Origin of the sequence: uncultured Granulicatella sp. (assembly GCF_938030755.1) — a bacterium.
In the GTDB taxonomy this organism is placed as follows: domain Bacteria; phylum Bacillota; class Bacilli; order Lactobacillales; family Aerococcaceae; genus Granulicatella.
The window spans coordinates 50,838-68,771 of record NZ_CALHIF010000039.1 but is presented as its reverse complement, the minus strand read 5'-3'; the positions used below and the strand labels follow the sequence as shown (position 1 = coordinate 68,771).

Sequence of the window (17,934 nt, the reverse complement as noted above, 5' to 3'; positions counted from 1 at the left end):
CCTTTTTTCGAAATTACTTTCATTCCAAACCATAGTGAGTACATTAAAAAAGATGCACGGAAAATTCCATACATCTTTTCGTTTTAATTCTTTTTATTATTCATATTAATGAATCACTAATAACAGTAGCCAAGCCTACATTTTTATTAACTGATGTTTGAATGCATAAATCGTTGCTTGCGTTCTGTCTTCTACTTCCAATTTTGATAAGATATTGGAAACATGCGTTTTTACTGTTTTTAAAGTAATAAATAATTCATCGGCAATCTCTTGATTTGATTTTCCTTGTGCAATTAAAAGAAGAACTTCTAATTCTCGTTGAGTCAAATCATTATGAGGGAAATGTTGTTGTTTCTTTTGGATTCTATTCACTAATTTATCAGTCACTTGAGGTTCAAATACGCCGTCCCCTTGATAAGTATCACGAATAGCTTTAGCAATTTGAGAAGCCGAAGAAGTTTTTAAAATATAACTTTTCGCACCCGCATTGATGGCTGGAAAAACTTTCTCATCATCAATGAAACTAGTTAAAATAATGATTTTTGCTTCTGGCCATTGACGTAAAATTTCTTTTGTCGCTTCAATTCCATCCATCTCAGGCATGACTAAATCCATTAAAATGATGTCCGGTTTATAAGATAAAGCTTTCTCTACCCCTTCTCGACCATTCTTTGCTTCAGCAATAACATCGATATCATCTTGCATTGATAAATAAGAAGACACGCCTAATCGTACCATTTCATGGTCATCTACTAATAAAACATTAATCATAATTTCCCTCCAAATGACGACCAAGCGGAATTTTGATTTCTATTGTTGTCCCTTGATTTGGGAAACTTACAATCTTCACTTGTCCACCAAGTCCTTGTACTCTTTCTTTCATATTATTGATTCCATAACTACCAGGATGAATGGCCTCAACGTTAAAACCAACACCGTCGTCTTCTATTTTAAAGATTACATTTGAATCTTTCTGTCTTAAGTAAACTTCTAAATGTTTGGCATGAGAATGTCTTAGAGTATTCGAAAGTAATTCCTGGGCAATTCTAAAGAGATGATCTTCAACCCCTTCTGGCAAAGTAACATCTTCTATATCCCAATGAATTTTCATTTGCACTTTCGTTTGTAATTCCACTAATAAACCTTCGATTCCGGATTTTAAGGATTTATTTTCTAACGAAATTGGTCGAAGGTGTAGTAATAATGCACGCATTTCAGACTGAGCTTGGGAAAGAACATGTTCAATCATAGATAGTTGTTTTTGTTCTTTTTCATCAAAATGTTGCTTTCTTTCATTCAACGCTGAAATCATCATCATTGCTGCAAATAATTGCTGGCTTACAGAGTCATGTAATTCTCTGGCAATCCGTCTTCTTTCTTGTTCAATGACTTGTTCTTTCGTTTCTTCTCCAACATACTGCGGTTTTCTACCAATTTCTTGCAATTCTAGAGATACCGTTTCAATCTGATTCGATATCGCCATTGATTGAGCATAAAATGCTTTTAAATCTAGAATTGTTGCTTCATTCAACCAATTAGATTCATCTTTATCTTTTACCAACTGAAATTGAGCCTTTTGAATCATTAACAGCTGCTCTGTAATTTTTCTTTCTGCCTGGCGATTTAATCCATATAAGATAATAGCAGAAACTAATGCTAAAAATAGAAGTATTAAAAGAAATAACGTGATAGTCCCCAGTGTTTCCTGAAAACTAATCTCTTCTAAATGATCAAAATTAAACCATTTTCTAAATAGAAATATGAATACTGTACTGACAATACTATAAAGAGCTGAAAATAGAAGCCAGCTTTTGAGGATTCGTTGCTTCATGCTTCAATCACCTCAATTTTTCCAGCTACAATTGTCGTATAGATTTTAATTCGCTTACTCGTTCTTTGATAATCTTTACTGTATAGTTGGATCGACTCATTGCTTAGGGTATAAGTTTGCTTTTCAAACTCTAATTCTCCAGCGAAACTATGATGGTGAATCATGACACCGACTCCATACGGAACCAAAATTCGAACTCGTCCAAGTCCTTTTCGTATTACAATTACATTTTCCTTTGCCGGAAGAATCGTATTTCCTAAATCAATAATGGTATCTCCAACTAATTGTCCAGCGTTAATATCGTTCCATTCATAAGGTTCATTTCCAATGATTTGAGATCCTATCCAATCGAAACGTTTAATTTTCTCTGAATCAATCTCTTCCTCTCTAGAATTCACGAAAATATATTCTTGCTGATTTTTTCTTTGAAAAATAGTCGTTATCGTAGAAAAAGATGAACTATCCTGACTAAGTAATAGAATGAGTAATGCCCCTATCATGCCTAACCAAATCCCAGCCGTAGACAATAAAGGCAATACCATAAATAAACCACCAAAACATAAGCCTAAATTTCTCATAAATTTAACACGTCTAAAAAGAACTAAACTACTTACGATAGTAGCAACTCCAAGTGCAAAGATGATAAATAAACCCATTCTTGTAGTAATTTCAATGGCTGAAATCATTGTCCCTAGTAACAATACAATGAGCATCTTTTTAATATTTTTCATCTTCTCACCTCCATATAGGTATTAGTATATCATCTTCTCACTTACAATCCTATCACGAAATAATTTCAAGACCATCAGTCTAAAGAATGATATACAAAAAAAGCTAGGAAGTCTCCTAGCTTTTTAATATGAATTAAGCAGATTGAATATCAATAATTCTGATCTTCATTTCTCCACCTGGAGTTGGAATCACTACCTCTTCATTTAATTTTTTACCAATAATCCCTTTGGCAATTGGAGAATCATTTGAAATCTTACCTTCAATTGGATTTGCTTCTGCACTACCAACAATTGTATAAGTTTCTTCATCTCCATCTGGTAATTCGATAAACGTAACTTTTCTACCTAATGATACAATATCTTTTTCAACATTGTTATCGTCAATTATTTCAGCAAAACGAATCATTTTTTCTAATGTTGAAATACGACCTTCAACAAAAGCTTGTTCATCTTTAGCTGATTCATATTCAGAGTTTTCTGATAAGTCACCGTAACTACGAGCAATTTTAATTCGCTCTACAATTTCTTTACGTTTAACGACTTTTAATTCTTCTAATTCGGCCTCAAGTTTTGCTTTTCCTTCAAGCGTCATTGGAAATACTTTTTCAGTCATACGACTCTCCCCTATATTGTTTTTTAGATTATCTCAATCTACAATGCTAAAACTTTAACATTTTATAGTGAAGATTGCAAGCCCTATTCATTATTTTTATATGATTTTAAGAAATTTCAGTGAATTTTTTGTATAAAAAAGACCTTTGAAACAAGTTCAAAGGTCCAGAAATTAAGATAATTCTCTTAAAATAGAAGCTATTTTTGTAGTCATTAAGTCAATTGCAACTGTATTCGATCCACCCTCAGGAATAATGATGTCTGCGAATTTTTTAGTAGGTTCAATAAATTGATGATGCATTGGTTTTACAACAGACATGTACTGATGAATGATTGAATCAAGTGTTCTACCACGTTCCACCATGTCCCGTTTAATGCGTCGAATAATTCGAATATCATCATCTGTATCTACATATACTTTGATATCCATCAAATCACGTAAACGTTTATCTTCAAGAATAAGGATCCCTTCAATGAGAATGACATCTTTTGGTTCTTGATGAATTGTTTTATCACTTCTTGTGTGATTTTCGTAATCATATACGGGTTCTTCAATCGATTCAAAATTGATTAATTTATTCATATGTTCAATTAATAAATCTGTATCAAAAGCAAATGGGTGATCATAGTTTGTTTTTAAACGTTCTTCAAACGGCATATGGCTTTGATCTTTATAATAGTAATCTTGATCAATTTTTACGATCGTTAATTCCGGGAAATTCTCCAAAATTTTTCGGCTAACACTTGTTTTCCCACTTCCTGAGCCACCAGTAACTCCGATAACAATTGGCTTTCTCTTTTCCATGACCTTACTCCTTATCCACATATTTAGCTTTTAATTCTAAATGTTCTTCATACGTTTTCGCAAAATAAATTTCTTTCGTATGAATATCCGCTACAAAGTATAAATAATCCGTTTTTTCAGGTTCTAATGCGGCTACAATAGAATCCTCACTTGGACTATTATAAGGTCCTGGGCCTACACCATAATTTTGGTATAAGTTATATGGAGAATCAACTTCTAAATCTTTCAATGATAGAGCTTCTTTATGTTCTCCTAAAGCATATTGCACAGCAACGTCTGTTTGAAGCATCATGCCTTTTTCAAGACGATTATAGAAGACACTAGCGATCTTCTTACGATCCTCAAGTTTAACCCCTTCTTTTTCGATTAAAGAAGCTAAAGCCATAATTTGTTGTAAAGTATAAGGACTCGCTTCAATTTGGGAGTAGTATTTTGATAAAACTTCATCTGTTTTAGCCACCATTTCAGTAATTAACATTTGAAGTGTTTTATTATCGTTCATATCATAAGTTGCTGGGAAAAGAAATCCTTCTAGAACATACTTCACATTATATGAATTGTATGACTGAGTTAATAATTTAGGATACTTTTGAACTAACAATTCAATAAAACTACTATCCTGAACTTTAGCCATAAAATCTTCAGCTGAGTATTTCGTTGATTTAGCAACTTCTTTAGAAATATCACTCAGCTGCTCTCCTTCTCGGATCACAACCTTCGTTGCGTTCAAGTTTTTCTCTTTTCCTTTACCCGAAAGCTCTTCAATAATTTCATCTAAAGTCATGCTTTTTGAAACTTGATAAGCTCCTGCCTTAAATCCTGCGACATTTTTAAATTTTAAATAGAACGTGAAAAATTTTGAATTACGAATAAACTCTTTTTCCTTCAAATGATTCGCAACATCTTTAACAGATTCCCCTTGATTAATTTCAAATTCAACCAATTCTGTTTGTTCGCTATCTACAGGTTTTACTTCACCATTAATGTAGTTCCAAGTAAAGATTCCTCCAATTAGAACAATTGCTAGAAGTGCAATCATGAAATACTTCATAATCTTTTTAATAATAGACGTTTCCTTCTTTCGGATATCTCTTTTAGAATCCGTCTCGGAAATTAAGGAATGCTTTTTATGTTCATTTTGAGACATTGTTTTCCTCCTAAGATAGTCACATAAGGTAACCATAGTTGTAGTTATTATACCCTATTATTATAAAAAAATGAAGAAACTCAATTAGAAAAGGGAGTTAGAACCTTCATATAACAATATTTTAAGCTAGTTTATATTCTAAAAAACAAAAGACCAAGGCAACCCTTGGTCTTTTTGGATTATAAATCTTCTTCTGCTAAGAATGTGTTTAATACTTCTTCAATCATATCCCATTCAGCTTCTGTTTCGATTGGGTTTAATTGACCTTCAGTACCATCTTCAGCTTCTACATATGAGAAAGCCTGTAATTCTACTTCTTCACCTTCAGGAATTCCTGCTGGATAGCATAAAACATATGATTTATTGTAATCTTCTGATTCAAAAGTAAATAATACTTCGTGTAAAATTTCGTTTCCTTCTTCGTCAACGATTGTAATATGTTCGTGACCTTCGTGTCCTTCTAAGTGATCATGTTCATGATCGTGTTCGTGATGTGAATGTTCTGTCATTTTCTTTCCTCTTTCTTTTATTGATTTCCATTTAAATCTAAATAGTTTTGTAAAATCATGACTGCAGCGAGCATATCAATGACTTGCTTTCTTTTTTTTCTTGAAACATTTCCTTCTTCTACAAGCATTCTTTCAGCTTGCATCGTAGTAAGGCGCTCATCATGAAAAATAATGGGAATTTGGAGTCTTTTTTCTAGACTTGCTCCATATCGTCGAGAAGCCTCTACTCTTGGACCTTCCGTGTTATTCATATTTTTTGGTAGACCTATCACAATTTTCTCAACACCGTATTCTTCTACCAATTGAACTACACGTTTAAAGCCAAATTCAGAAGCATTTTCATTTATCGGAATCGTTTCAACTCCTTGAGCAGTCCATCCCATTAAATCACTAACGGCGACTCCCACAGTTTTACTTCCGACATCTAAGCCCATCAATCTCATATTAGGCATCTCTTCCTGTAGAACGAATATAATGTCTAATGAGTTCTTCCAAAATCTCATCTCTTTCGTGACGACGGATTAAATTACGCGCATCTTTATGTCTAGGAATATACGCTGGATCCCCAGACAATAAATATCCTACAATTTGATTAATTGAACTATATCCTTTTTCATTCAACGCATCATACACGATAGTTAAAGTTTCTTGAACGCTTTTTTCATCCTTTTCATTAAACTTAAATAGGACTGTTTCATCTATTGAACTCATACTGACACCTCATTTCAATATATATACTTATATTACAAGATTTTCAGCAAAACTACAATCGATACTTACCGATTCTTAAACTTTTAGAAAGCCTTTCCTTTGCTTTCACAATAAAAACCTTCCTTAAAACTCATTCATAAGCTTAAGGAAGGTTTCCAAATTTTGGTCTTATTTAGCTAAATATTCTTTAAGCAATTCGAATGCTTGTGGAATACCTGCAGGGTTCTTACCACCTGCTTGAGCCATATCAGGACGGCCTCCGCCTCCACCTTGGATAGCTGGAGCAATCGCCTTAATGATATCGCCTGCTTTTAATCCTTTCGCATTGGCCTCTTTCGATACCGCTACTAAGAGATTCGCTTTATCCGCAGAAGCAGTACCAACTACGAAGATATCGCTAGCACCTTTTTGTCTCCATGTATCTGCTAATTGACGTAATTCATCCATCTCTTTATTTTCTAGAGAAACGGTAATGAATGAAGTTCCGTTCACTTCTTCTACGTTATTGAAGACATCTGCTACTTCAGATTTCATGATTTTAGCTTTTAGTTTTGCAATTTCTGCATTTGCTTCCTTCAATTCTTGGCCCAAAGTTGCAACGCGATCTACAACGGAATCCAATTGAACAGCTTTTACTTCACCCGCTACTTGTCTTAGTAAGCTTTCGTGATGGCTTAATAAGTCAAATGCTTCCTTACTTGTGACAGCTTCGATACGACGAACACCAGCACCGATACCTGATTCAGAAACAATCTTGAATAATCCGATTTCTTGAGTATTACCAACATGGATACCACCACAAAGTTCGATTGACCAGTCACCAATGTTGACCATACGAACTAAGTTGCCGTATTTTTCGCCAAAAAGTGCCATTGCCCCACGGCTCTTCGCATCTTCAAGTGTTGTTTCAACAGTCACTACTTCTAAACCAGCCCAGATTTTTTCGTTTACGATACGTTCCATTTCAGCTAATTCTTCAGAAGTTACTTGACCAAAGTGACTGAAGTCGAAACGTAATCCAGTTGGTGTTACAAGAGAACCAGCTTGGTTTGCATGTGTTCCTAGAACATCTTTCAATGCTTGATGTAATAAGTGAGTTGCTGTATGGTTCTTGATGATTTTTGCACGTTCATCCGCATCAACCACTAATGTATAAGTTGAGTTTACTTGTAAGTCTCCTATCACTTCTACTGTGTGTAATGGTTGTCCATTAGGAGCTTTCTTCACTTGTAATACATTGGCTACAACTGTACCGCTGGCATCTTGAATGGTACCGTGATCTGCTAATTGTCCACCCATTTCAGCATAGAAAGGTGTACGATCGAATACCAATTGAGCATGTGCATCTTTATGCGCAGATTCTACTAATTCATCATCGACAACGATGGCTTTTAACACGCCTTCTTCTGTTGTTGAAGCATATCCAACAAATTTGCTCTCTACAGTGATATCACGTAATACTGCAGATTGAACATTCATTGATGTTTCTGTATTACGAGCAGCACGTGCACGATCTTTTTGAGCTTGCATTTCTGCTTGGAAACCTTCTTCATCGACTGTGAAACCATTATCGCTAGCGTATTCTAATGTTAATTCATATGGGAATCCATAAGTATCGTATAGTTTGAACGCATTTTCGCCAGAAAGTGTCGTTTCGTTTGAAGATTTCATGTCTGCAAAAATACTTTCTAAGATGGCTAAACCATCGTGAATGGTTTCTTGGAAACGACCCTCTTCGTTTGCAATCACTTTTTGGATGAATTCCATGTTTTCAGTCACTTCTGGATAGTAGCTATGCATAATTTGTGCGACTGTTGGAACTAATTTGGTTAAGAATGAACCTTGAATCCCTAAACGTTGTCCATGCATTACAGAACGACGGATTAAACGACGGATGATATATCCACGACCTTCGTTTGAAGGAAGCGCGCCGTCTCCAATTGCAAAGCTTACCGCACGAATGTGGTCAGCAATAACTTTAAATGAAACATCTAACTCTTTAGAGTCATTGTATTTCTTACCTGCACTTAAGCCTTCTAATTGCTTAATAATTGGCATAAATAAGTCTGTTTCAAAGTTTGTTGGTGTATCTTGAATTACTGATACCACACGTTCTAGACCCATCCCCGTATCGACGTTCTTATGTGGTAATGGTGGATACGTTCCGTCTGGCATATGGTTGAATTGAGAGAATACTAAGTTCCAAATTTCTAAGTAACGTTCATTTTCTCCACCAGGATAGTTTTCTGGATCATCTTCTGCTAAGTTATTATATTTTTCTCCACGGTCGTAGAAAATCTCAGTATCAGGACCACATGGACCTGCACCGATATCCCAGAAATTATCTTCCACTGGAATGATATGATCTTCTGGAAGACCTACTTTATCCATCCATAACGCTTTTGTTTCTGGATCTTTTGGATAATAAGTTACGTATAGGCGGTCTGGATCAAGTCCTAACCATTTTTCACTTGTTAAAAATTCCCATGCCCATGGAATCACTTCTTCTTTGAAGTAGTCCCCGATTGAGAAGTTCCCCATCATTTCGAATAATGTATGGTGACGAGCTGTGTGCCCTACGTTTTCGATATCGTTTGTACGAATACTCTTTTGAGCATTTGTGATACGTGGAACTTCTGGTGTTTCAGTTCCATCGAAGTATTTTTTAAGCGTGGCAACCCCTGAGTTAATCCATAATAATGTTGGATCATTGACAGGAATTAAGCTTGCACTTGGATGCACCTTATGTCCTTTTTCTTGGAAGAAATCAAGGTACATTTGACGAATTTCGCTACTTGATAATTTTTTCATCTTCATTCTCCTTCTTTTTGTAAATAAAAAAACTGCCCCATTGCTGCAAGGGCGTCCTACCGCGGTACCACCTTGCTTACAATGAAACAGCTGTTCATTCATCTCTAATTCCGTTAACGCTGGAAGGACGTTTGTATTTCTACAAAATTTTCAATCGGGAGCACGATTTTGATGGCTATTTTCACCAGACAAGCCTCTCTACTATGTAAAATCTCAATCCGATTGCTTACCTTTAGAAGTATACGAAAAGAGCCTTGTTTTGTCAACTATTGCAAGTCTTGTTGCCTTTTTATCGGAATGCGTAAATAGACTTTTGTATACTCATTTGATTTTGAGTCAATCGTCATCGTAAATGCTTCCCCAAAAAATAATTTCAAACGTTCAGTAACATTTTTGATTCCAATACCACCAAGTTGTTTCGTTGAAGTGGCTTCTCCAGTCATTCCTACTCCATTATCGGCAATGCAAATTTCAATCCATTCATCAATCTTTAGAAGTGTAATATCAATTTGCCCTGGTCTATCGATTTCTTTAATTCCATGATAGATTGCATTTTCTACGAGAGGTTGAATAACAATTTTTGGAATCATAATCGAAGGAATTTCTTCTGAAAAATCGATTCGATAATTTAACTTATCGCCATATCTTTCCTTTTGAATAAATAAATATTGTCGTACATGCTCTATTTCTTGTTGTAATGTTACTAATTCATTTCCCGCATTCAGCGAAAGTCTAAAACAATTAGAGAGTGCTTTTGTAATTTCTACTACTTTTTTATGGTCTTGAAATTCAGCCATCCAAATAATAGTCTCCAGAGTATTATATAGAAAATGCGGATTAATTTGACTCGTTAATGCCTTTAATTCATAAACTCTGGTTAGTGCTTCTTGTTCTTTTTCATCCTGCATGAGTTTTTCAATTTTCTCTAACATTTGATTGAAACTAGCAGCCAACACTTGGAATTCTTGCGCTCCGTTCTCCTGTGCTCGAATCGTAGTGTCTCCCTCTTCAACTTTCTTCATGACCTGGCCTAATTGTTTTACAGGAAGCAGTTGATAACGCATCAGAGCATAAATTCCAAACATACAAATCATTAAACTAACAATCCCAACAGCACTCACAATCGCAAGCAATTTGAACGACGTCTCTTTAAAACTACTAAACGAGCTTACCCCAACTAAGACCCAATCACCGTTTCCAATGGTACTCTTATGAACGAAGTAATCTTCAGAGACCATCGAATCCATCGGACTATTGGAGATATCTTGAACGGACATTTGTTTTTCTACCGACTCGAACACTTCAGAATCCGGATGATAAATAATCGTGCCATCTTTTTCAATGACAAAAGCATATCCATTTGTTCCTAAAGAAAGTTCTTTAACATACTTTTCTAATTCTTGATAATCTACATCTAAACGAATCACACCAAGATGTTGTCCATCTTCTCCTTTTATTTCCTGACTAATAGAAATAACCACTTGATTACTATTATTCTTCGTCGATTTGATAGTAGGCGTGTTTGATTTTAGGATAGCTTCTTTATACCATTCTTGCGCCATCATGTTTGTAGATGTTACCATCTCTTCGTCCATGCCAGTCTTTAAAATTCTACCATCCTTTGTCACAAATAGGATGGCTCTAAATTCTGGATGACTCTTTAAAATAGTATCAAACAACTGATGAATTGCATCCTTGTTGTTTGCATGGTCGTTTTGGGCATAGGTTTGAATTTCTTTTGATTGGGCCAATGCTATTGAGGTTGATTTTAAATTACTAACATATTGCTCAATATATTTTGCACTCGTATCTATCTCATGAATCGTATGCTCTTCCACTTCTCTATGAAACAGTTCACTACTTTGAACCCAATAGAAGCTACCAATGATGACTACAAGTACACATAGCATTAAACTCAGATATCCAAATAAACGTGTTGCTAAAGACTTGTTTCTCATACATTAGCTCCGTTTCTAAATTTTTTTGGAGTAACTCCCACTATTGATTTGAATCGGTAGGAAAAATAATTCATATCTTCAATCCCTACGGCTTCTGCTATCTCATATATTTTCATATCGGTAGATAATAAAAGTCTTTTCGCCATTTGAATGCGCTTCTCTGTTACATATTCTTGGAAAGACTTACCAAGTTCCTTCTTTATAAGCATACTTAAATAATTCGAACTAAATCCTAATTGTTTTGCCAGTTCTACTAGAGATAATTCCGGATTAGATAATTGCTCTAAAATCAATTTCTCAAAATGAATAGATTCAGATTGACTGGTATTCTTACTGGCTAATTCTAATAGTCTTCTTTGTTTTTCTTCTTCATTCAATTTTGAGACAACTTTTATAAGCATGGATTCAATTTCTGTTTTTGTAACAGGCTTTAGAATATAATCATCGACCCCTAATTTGACTGCTGATAGCAAGTAATCCACATAATCATATCCTGTTAAAAAGATAATTCTTAATTGTGGAAATTCAGATCTTGCTAATTGAGCCAAAGTAATTCCATCCATTTTTGGCATATTAATATCCGTCAGCAAAATATCAGGCGTATGCTCTTGAATCATTGCTATCGCCTGTTTCCCATTTTCGGCCTCTAGAACGCTTGATATCCCCAAACTTTCAAAATCAACAAGAGAAGCAATCCCTTTTCGAATAACCGGTTCATCTTCTACAATCAAGATTGAATACATAAAATCCCCTCCTGCTCCTATTATACTCTTTCATCGAATGATTTCGAGTGCATTTCACTTAAAAAAGTGCTTTAAAAGAGAGAAATCTTCATCAGTAATCCCTCTCTTCTAAAGCACCTCATTGTTATTCAACAAAATTTTTCAAATAGCCATATCCTTGAGCATCCATTTCATCTAGAGGAATGAACTTAATGGAAGCACTATTAATACAGAATCGTAATCCACCTTTATCACTTGGACCATCATCAAACACATGACCTAAATGAGAATTTGCAATACGACTTCTTACCTCCACTCGTTTCATATTAAAACTATTATCTTCATGATAAGTGACTACTTCTGAAGAAATTGGCTTCGTGAAACTTGGCCATCCGCATCCAGAATCAAATTTGTCTCGTGAAGAAAAGAGTGGCTCTCCTGTTGCTACATCCACATAAATTCCTTTTTCATGATTATTCCAATATTGATTTGAGAATGCTAATTCCGTACGGTTTTCTCTAGTTACGGCATATTGTTCCTTCGTCAATGTTTTCTTTAATGTTTCTTCATCAGGAAGTGGATACTTATTCACATCAATCACTGGATCATTAGCTTTTCTCACATCGATATGACAATAGCCGTTGGGATGTTTCTTTAGGTAATCTTGATGGTAGTCTTCAGCAACCACGAAATGACGTAGCTTTTCTGTTTCAACTGCTAATTTCTTTCCAAACTGTTCTTCTTTTTCTTTCATGACTTCTTGTATAATTGCACTATCCGCTTCATCTACATAATAAATTCCTGTACGATATTGGCGACCAACATCATTCCCTTGCTTATTCACTGAAAATGGATCAATCACTCTAAAGTAGTATAACAATAATTCTCTTAGAGAGATCTTATCGGCATCATAAGTCACATGAATCGTCTCTGCATGATCTGTACTGTGGATGAGTTGATAATTAGTTGTTTCAACATTCCCATTGGCGTAACCACTGACAACATCGATGACCCCATTGATTCTTGAAAAGTATTCCTCAAGTCCCCAAAAGCATCCACCTGCTAAATAAATTTCTTTCACGTTTGTTGCCTCCTTTTTTGTATCAGATTTATTTTCTTCTTTTTCAATCAGATTCGTCACCTTTTTTGAGATAGATTCTGATTCAGAAGAACTGACTACTGTATTTCCTTTACCAAAATACAAAGCTCCCGCTAAGAAAATAAGAAATACAACAACTGCAATCATTAATTTTTTATCCATTCTGCTCCCCCCTCCTCTAGAGTGTTTCTAAAGTCTTCACGATATCCTCATTCGTTACGTGACCGGGTTGAACTCTTACTACTTTTCCATTTGCATCAATAAAAGCTGAAGATGGGTATCCAACGATTCCTAATTTCTTTAAAAACTGACCGTCATTATCTACTAAAACTGGAAGAGTTTTGTACTCTAATCCTGAAAACCATTCCTTGAAGTCCTCTAAACTCTTTTCACGATTCACACCTGGTGCAACAACGGTTAGAACGACTGCATCTTTAGGAGGCATGTCCGCTAATTGATTGATATCTGCAAGTCCTGCTAAACAGATTGGGCACCAAGAAGCCCAAAATTTTACATAAATTTTCTTTCCCTTATACTCTGCAAGAGAAACTTCTTTTCCATCTAGAGTTTTAAATGTATAACCACTCACTTCATACATCCCCATTTTTCCATTCATTGAATCTTTATTTTCTGTCTTTTGCTCGCTCATCATTCCCATTTCTTCAGTAGTAGTTTTCATATCCATTTTATCCATACCCATTTGTGAGTTTTGACAAGCGGCTAATAAAAATGTACTAAATACTGCTAACATTAATTTTCTTTTCATCATGATTTCTCCTTTTCATTAGTGAAGTATTTGTGGCAGCTGTGCCCAAATAATAGCTAAGCCCATCAACACAATCACTAAACCACCAAGTTTTTTTAATAACATTAAACGTTTTTTTGCAAGATTGAAGACTTTAAATGCTAAAGTTGAAGCAATCGATAGTATTAAGAACGGAATCGATAATCCAAGAATATAGAGACATAATAAAAATACTCCATAATAAGGACTAGCCTGTTGTGTTGAAATGAGTGACAACACCGCACTCAGTACAGGACCTACACAAGGTGTCCAACCAAAACTAAAGCTAAGCCCCAGTAAGTAACTACTCCATAAAGACTTTTGATTCTTCATCTCAAACTGTACAGTCTTTTGTTTTTGTAAAAATAAAAATTGAAAGAATTCCATCTGATGTAAACCTAAAATAACAATCATGACTCCTAAAGAAATATTGAACCACGCATTGTATATCAAGCTTCCTAAGATAGTTGCTGCAAATCCGAGAAAGAAAAAGACTGTTGAGATTCCCGCTATGAATATCAATGTCCGAATAATTGGTTTCCAATAAATAGAAAACTTACCCAGTTTAATATGCGCTCCATCTTGTTCACTCATTAAGACTCCAAAATATACTGGAAATAGCGGTAAAACACAGGGTGAAAAAAACGATAAAAGCCCCGCCAAAAATACGCTACCCATAAATACTAAATCCATCTTACCCCTCCTTCATCTGTACTTAGTATACACCTACCCCTAATAAAGAAATATAGATTTTCTATCCGAAAAACTTGAATATGATACGATATCTTATGTTTAACTAATTGAAAGAAAGACCTTATTGAATAAAAAAGCCACGTGAGCTCTCACTCATGTGGCTAGAATATTTACATTAGAAGAATAAACTATTATTCTTTTCTGCTTGATAGTTTTGACGTACTCGGTTACCTGCACCTGGTTCCACAGTTTCTAACGCTGATTCAATAATTTGTAATGATTCATCGTATTTGAATGTGTGGTTGAATTGGTCAAGGGCACGACCAATTGCTGTTTCGATTTCAGGATGGGATAAACGGTAACGGTTGGCATGTTGAATCATATACTCCGTTAATTGAGCGTTATCCACAATTTGCTCTGTAAGGATATCTAATTTCTCAACATCCTCTTCAATCACGTTATTTGCGGCGTTAATTTCACTCATATCTAACTTCACACGATTCATCTTTTGCCATAATTGCTCAATACGGTTGCTTGTGGCAAAGAATAATTCTAAGTATTCTTTTGGAAGACCTGGTAAGTGGTACTTCTCAATCGTACGTTTCATATTACGTAAGTCTAATTCGAAGACATCTAATCCATCACGAATCGCTTTTTCTTGGCTACGTAAATCAGATAATGTATTCACTAAATCCGTTTGATCTTCATCAATACTATTTAATTTATCAAGAACGAGTTCGTAATGTTCTTTTACAACGGAGTAAGGTACTTGATGATTTTTCATCGCCTTGCTGTAGTATTGAATAGCTTCTTGTTCTTTTTCTAATTGTTCAGCAAATTCTTGAACACGAACAAATTCATTATTCGATAAAATATAATTTTGTGATACACGATCAACCTCAATATTCACATAACGGTTGCTTTGTAATACTTGGTTCAATCGTTTTTCAACTTGCGCTTTGTTACGGTATACAAATTCACGTGCTTCAATTTCTGCTTCCATCACATCGTAAAGTTGGTCGATTTCACGAGCTACTTTATCTAATTGTTGACGAGCTTCCTCTAATTCTGTAGCAGCAATATGGTTACGAGCCACTTGAATCGTTTTTTCAATGCTCTCAATTTCATCAGGAATAGAAATTTTTGAGAATTGATAATGTTCTTCAACCATTCTCTTGTAGCCTTGTTTTAAATCTTCCACTTGTTCATTATAGACAGTATCAATTTCTTTTAAGAGTTGAGGAACTTGTTCCACGATGGATTCAAATTCTTTCATCTCTTTCTCAATACGACCAAGTACTTCCTTAGCTTCTAAGTGGTCTCCTTCGTTTGTTAAAGTATTAAACTTTGCGAAGTCTAACTCTAAGTATGCTAAACGTTTTTCTAAAGTCTCTAAAGCCTCTCCAAACGAAAAGCTATGTGCTAATAAATCTTTTCTCATTGAAGCATAACGTTCTTGTAATAAATCTAACTCCGCTCTATTTTGCTTCTCACTATCTAATAATTTTTGTAATGCTGAATAGATTTTATCAACTTCTGCTTTTGTTTCTTCTATTAAGTTCTCAGCTTGTTGAGTAACTTGTCTCCCCTTAAAGAAGTTTAATTTTTGAATATATTGTTCTGCACTTACTAGAGCAGCTTCAATTTCAGGAAATCTAAAACGTGTGATTGTTTGCCAAGTCGCTTGCCATGTTTCGTAAGTTCTCTTTGTTTGACCTGTTAGATTTAGATTCTTCAAAGTATAGAAAGTATCCGCAATTGGCACTGCCATTAATTTATCTTTTTTCTCAGATAATTCCTCAATCACTTTATTTTGTTTTCTTGTTAAATAGATTGCTGTTCCATATACTGCAGCACCCAGTACTACAATCAGCACTAGAAAGATTATAAATCCCATGCTTTAGCCTCCAAAAATGAATAATTTACAGTTTTCACACATAATATCATTAGTAGTATAGCACGTTTTACAAATGAATAGCAAAGAACTTTTAAGAAATCATGGGATTTTTTGTCATTCTAATGGAAAAAGAAAAAGTGGATGAAGTTCATCCACCTTTCCCAAAAATTTTACTTAATTAATTCATAAATCGCTTCTGCATATATTGCTGTAGATCTGAATAAATCCTCTAAAGCGAAGAATTCATTTGCTTGATGCATTGTATCGATTGAGTCCGGGAATAGCGCACCATATGCTACACCACGTTCGAAGATACGTCCATATGTTCCACCACCGATGGATTGTTCATGTGCGGGTAATCCTGTTTGACGGTGATATATATCTAATAATGTTGACACTAACTCATCTTCTGGAGAAACATAGTGAGGGACTTGTGCTTTACCGTGAGCAACCGTGAACCCATATCCTGAAGCAACTACTTCTGTCTTAATTTCAAGTCCTTCCGCAGTGACCCCTAATGGATAACGGAAGTTTACTACAGCTACCCCACCTAATTCTGGAGTATAAGTGAAGATTCCGGCATTAGCTGTTAATGGTCCCATCACTTCATGGGTATAAGCCACTTTTAAGTTTTTACCTTCTGTATCTTCATGTAATACTTCTGCAGCAAATGCTAAATATTTCTTCGCGTTGCCTTTGAAGTTGAATTGGTTTAAGAATTTCGCTAAGTGTGTACCAGCATTGATTCCTTTATCTGGAGTAGATCCGTGTGCTGATTTACCAACCATATCAAGAACTACTTTTTCATCTACAACTTTAGCAGAACCTTCTACTGGGTTTACTGCTAAATATTTGTTGAAACGATCCACCAATTCTTCTGCATTTGGAACAATAATTTCCGCATGCGCATCTTGAGGAACCATGTTTTCACGTAAGCCTGCATCAAAGCTTAATAATTGGTAATCCCCTTCGGATGCTTCACCTGGAATATCATAGTGTAATGACAGAATTCCTTTTTCCCCGTTAATAATTGGAAATGTTGCATCTGGCGAGAAACCAAAGTCTGGCATTTCTTCTGTTTGGAAGTAACGGTCCATACATTTCCAACCGGATTCTTCGTCTGTTCCGATAATGAAACGAACACGTCTAGAAACTGGTAATCCTAATTCCTTAATGATTTTTAGCGCGTAGTAAGCTGCCATACTTGGCCCTTTATCATCACTTGATCCACGTGCATAAATACGATCATTTATAATTTGTGGTTCAAACGGATCTGTATCCCAGCCTGTCCCAACTGGAACAACGTCCACGTGACCTAAAACTCCAAGAGTTTCTTTAAAGTCTGGATTTGGTGCAAATTCGATATGTCCTGCTAAGTTACCAACTTGTTTTGTTGTGAAACCATCACGTTCACCGATTGCTAAGAAAGCTTCTAGTGCTTCTTTAGGACCAGGACCTACAGGCGCTTCCTCTGTCGCTTTTGAATCATCACGTACACTGTCAATACGTAATAATGTAAATAAATCTTTTAATAAATCTTCTTTACGAAGTTCTACTTCTTTTTTCCAATCAATTGTCATCCAATCGCTCCAATCTCTATCAAGTAGATTCAATAGTTTTATCT

At 35.2% G+C, this 17,934-nt stretch carries 17 protein-coding genes; all 17 read right to left on the bottom strand.

Annotated features, from left to right (window positions below):
- Positions 1 to 135 precede the first annotated feature (135 nt).
- The 17 genes from Q0594_RS03965 to pepV all read right to left on the bottom strand — a co-directional run bounded on the left by Q0594_RS03965 (position 136) and on the right by pepV (position 17,890).
- Positions 136 to 771 (bottom strand): response regulator transcription factor, encoded by a 636-nt coding sequence (locus Q0594_RS03965; protein ID WP_298729792.1) that lies wholly within the window; start codon positions 769 to 771, stop codon positions 136 to 138.
- Positions 764 to 1,831 carry a sensor histidine kinase gene (locus Q0594_RS03960; protein ID WP_298729790.1) on the bottom strand — a complete coding sequence of 356 codons (1,068 nt, stop codon included), beginning with the start codon at positions 1,829 to 1,831 and terminating at the stop codon, positions 764 to 766. The genes Q0594_RS03965 and Q0594_RS03960 overlap by 8 nt, the downstream gene beginning before the upstream one ends.
- Positions 1,828 to 2,562: a cell wall-active antibiotics response protein LiaF gene (gene liaF, locus Q0594_RS03955; protein ID WP_298729788.1), complete on the bottom strand. Its 735-nt coding sequence runs from the start codon at positions 2,560 to 2,562 to the stop codon at positions 1,828 to 1,830. The genes Q0594_RS03960 and liaF overlap by 4 nt, the downstream gene beginning before the upstream one ends.
- Positions 2,563 to 2,695: 133 nt before the next feature.
- A complete protein-coding gene (gene greA, locus Q0594_RS03950) occupies positions 2,696 to 3,175 on the bottom strand; it encodes a transcription elongation factor GreA (RefSeq protein WP_005605110.1) in 480 nt (159 codons plus the stop codon).
- Positions 3,176 to 3,346: 171 nt separating this feature from the next.
- Positions 3,347 to 3,979 (bottom strand): uridine kinase, encoded by a 633-nt coding sequence (udk, locus tag Q0594_RS03945; protein WP_298729784.1) that lies wholly within the window; start codon positions 3,977 to 3,979, stop codon positions 3,347 to 3,349.
- Between the two features lie 4 nt (positions 3,980 to 3,983).
- Positions 3,984 to 5,126: an endolytic transglycosylase MltG gene (mltG, locus tag Q0594_RS03940; RefSeq protein WP_005605107.1), complete on the bottom strand. Its 1,143-nt coding sequence runs from the start codon at positions 5,124 to 5,126 to the stop codon at positions 3,984 to 3,986.
- A 179-nt stretch (positions 5,127 to 5,305) separates the two neighbouring features.
- Positions 5,306 to 5,635 carry a DUF1292 domain-containing protein gene (locus Q0594_RS03935; protein WP_005605104.1) on the bottom strand — a complete coding sequence of 110 codons (330 nt, stop codon included), beginning with the start codon at positions 5,633 to 5,635 and terminating at the stop codon, positions 5,306 to 5,308.
- Positions 5,636 to 5,652: 17 nt separating this feature from the next.
- Positions 5,653 to 6,078, bottom strand: a complete 426-nt coding sequence (gene ruvX / locus Q0594_RS03930) for a Holliday junction resolvase RuvX (RefSeq protein WP_298729865.1) — start codon at positions 6,076 to 6,078, stop codon at positions 5,653 to 5,655.
- A gap of 1 nt (position 6,079) precedes the next feature.
- Positions 6,080 to 6,346: an IreB family regulatory phosphoprotein gene (locus Q0594_RS03925; protein WP_005605102.1), complete on the bottom strand. Its 267-nt coding sequence runs from the start codon at positions 6,344 to 6,346 to the stop codon at positions 6,080 to 6,082.
- A gap of 168 nt (positions 6,347 to 6,514) precedes the next feature.
- On the bottom strand, positions 6,515 to 9,157 hold the full coding sequence (gene alaS, locus Q0594_RS03920) for an alanine--tRNA ligase (protein WP_298729780.1): 2,643 nt from the start codon (positions 9,155 to 9,157) through the stop codon (positions 6,515 to 6,517).
- Positions 9,158 to 9,423: 266 nt separating this feature from the next.
- Positions 9,424 to 11,115, bottom strand: a complete 1,692-nt coding sequence (locus Q0594_RS03915; RefSeq protein ID WP_298729778.1) for a sensor histidine kinase — start codon at positions 11,113 to 11,115, stop codon at positions 9,424 to 9,426.
- Complete coding sequence (locus tag Q0594_RS03910; RefSeq protein ID WP_298729777.1) at positions 11,112 to 11,858, bottom strand: response regulator; 747 nt, start codon at positions 11,856 to 11,858, stop codon at positions 11,112 to 11,114. Before Q0594_RS03910 ends, Q0594_RS03915 begins: the two co-directional genes overlap by 4 nt.
- 124 nt (positions 11,859 to 11,982) lie before the next feature.
- Positions 11,983 to 13,098, bottom strand: a complete 1,116-nt coding sequence (gene msrB / locus Q0594_RS03905) for a peptide-methionine (R)-S-oxide reductase MsrB (protein ID WP_298729775.1) — start codon at positions 13,096 to 13,098, stop codon at positions 11,983 to 11,985.
- A gap of 16 nt (positions 13,099 to 13,114) precedes the next feature.
- Complete coding sequence (locus Q0594_RS03900; RefSeq protein WP_298729773.1) at positions 13,115 to 13,702, bottom strand: redoxin family protein; 588 nt, start codon at positions 13,700 to 13,702, stop codon at positions 13,115 to 13,117.
- An 18-nt stretch (positions 13,703 to 13,720) separates the two neighbouring features.
- A complete protein-coding gene (locus Q0594_RS03895) occupies positions 13,721 to 14,413 on the bottom strand; it encodes a cytochrome c biogenesis CcdA family protein (protein WP_298729771.1) in 693 nt (230 codons plus the stop codon).
- A gap of 175 nt (positions 14,414 to 14,588) precedes the next feature.
- Positions 14,589 to 16,310, bottom strand: a complete 1,722-nt coding sequence (locus Q0594_RS03890) for a septation ring formation regulator EzrA (RefSeq protein ID WP_298646106.1) — start codon at positions 16,308 to 16,310, stop codon at positions 14,589 to 14,591.
- 170 nt (positions 16,311 to 16,480) lie between these two features.
- Positions 16,481 to 17,890 (bottom strand): dipeptidase PepV, encoded by a 1,410-nt coding sequence (gene pepV, locus Q0594_RS03885; RefSeq protein ID WP_298729770.1) that lies wholly within the window; start codon positions 17,888 to 17,890, stop codon positions 16,481 to 16,483.
- Between the last annotated feature and the right edge of the window lie 44 nt (positions 17,891 to 17,934).

Coding starts and splice junctions, on each gene's coding strand:
- Q0594_RS03965 (WP_298729792.1), bottom strand. CDS start 771: ATGATTAATGTTTTATTAGTAGATGACCATGAAATGGTACGATTAGGC.
- Q0594_RS03960 (WP_298729790.1), bottom strand. CDS start 1,831: ATGAAGCAACGAATCCTCAAAAGCTGGCTTCTATTTTCAGCTCTTTAT.
- liaF (WP_298729788.1), bottom strand. CDS start 2,562: ATGAAAAATATTAAAAAGATGCTCATTGTATTGTTACTAGGGACAATG.
- greA (WP_005605110.1), bottom strand. CDS start 3,175: ATGACTGAAAAAGTATTTCCAATGACGCTTGAAGGAAAAGCAAAACTT.
- udk (WP_298729784.1), bottom strand. CDS start 3,979: ATGGAAAAGAGAAAGCCAATTGTTATCGGAGTTACTGGTGGCTCAGGA.
- mltG (WP_005605107.1), bottom strand. CDS start 5,126: ATGTCTCAAAATGAACATAAAAAGCATTCCTTAATTTCCGAGACGGAT.
- Q0594_RS03935 (WP_005605104.1), bottom strand. CDS start 5,635: ATGACAGAACATTCACATCACGAACACGATCATGAACATGATCACTTA.
- ruvX (WP_298729865.1), bottom strand. CDS start 6,078: ATGAGATTGATGGGCTTAGATGTCGGAAGTAAAACTGTGGGAGTCGCC.
- Q0594_RS03925 (WP_005605102.1), bottom strand. CDS start 6,346: ATGAGTTCAATAGATGAAACAGTCCTATTTAAGTTTAATGAAAAGGAT.
- alaS (WP_298729780.1), bottom strand. CDS start 9,157: ATGAAAAAATTATCAAGTAGCGAAATTCGTCAAATGTACCTTGATTTC.
- Q0594_RS03915 (WP_298729778.1), bottom strand. CDS start 11,115: ATGAGAAACAAGTCTTTAGCAACACGTTTATTTGGATATCTGAGTTTA.
- Q0594_RS03910 (WP_298729777.1), bottom strand. CDS start 11,858: ATGTATTCAATCTTGATTGTAGAAGATGAACCGGTTATTCGAAAAGGG.
- msrB (WP_298729775.1), bottom strand. CDS start 13,098: ATGGATAAAAAATTAATGATTGCAGTTGTTGTATTTCTTATTTTCTTA.
- Q0594_RS03900 (WP_298729773.1), bottom strand. CDS start 13,702: ATGAAAAGAAAATTAATGTTAGCAGTATTTAGTACATTTTTATTAGCC.
- Q0594_RS03895 (WP_298729771.1), bottom strand. CDS start 14,413: ATGGATTTAGTATTTATGGGTAGCGTATTTTTGGCGGGGCTTTTATCG.
- Q0594_RS03890 (WP_298646106.1), bottom strand. CDS start 16,310: ATGGGATTTATAATCTTTCTAGTGCTGATTGTAGTACTGGGTGCTGCA.
- pepV (WP_298729770.1), bottom strand. CDS start 17,890: ATGACAATTGATTGGAAAAAAGAAGTAGAACTTCGTAAAGAAGATTTA.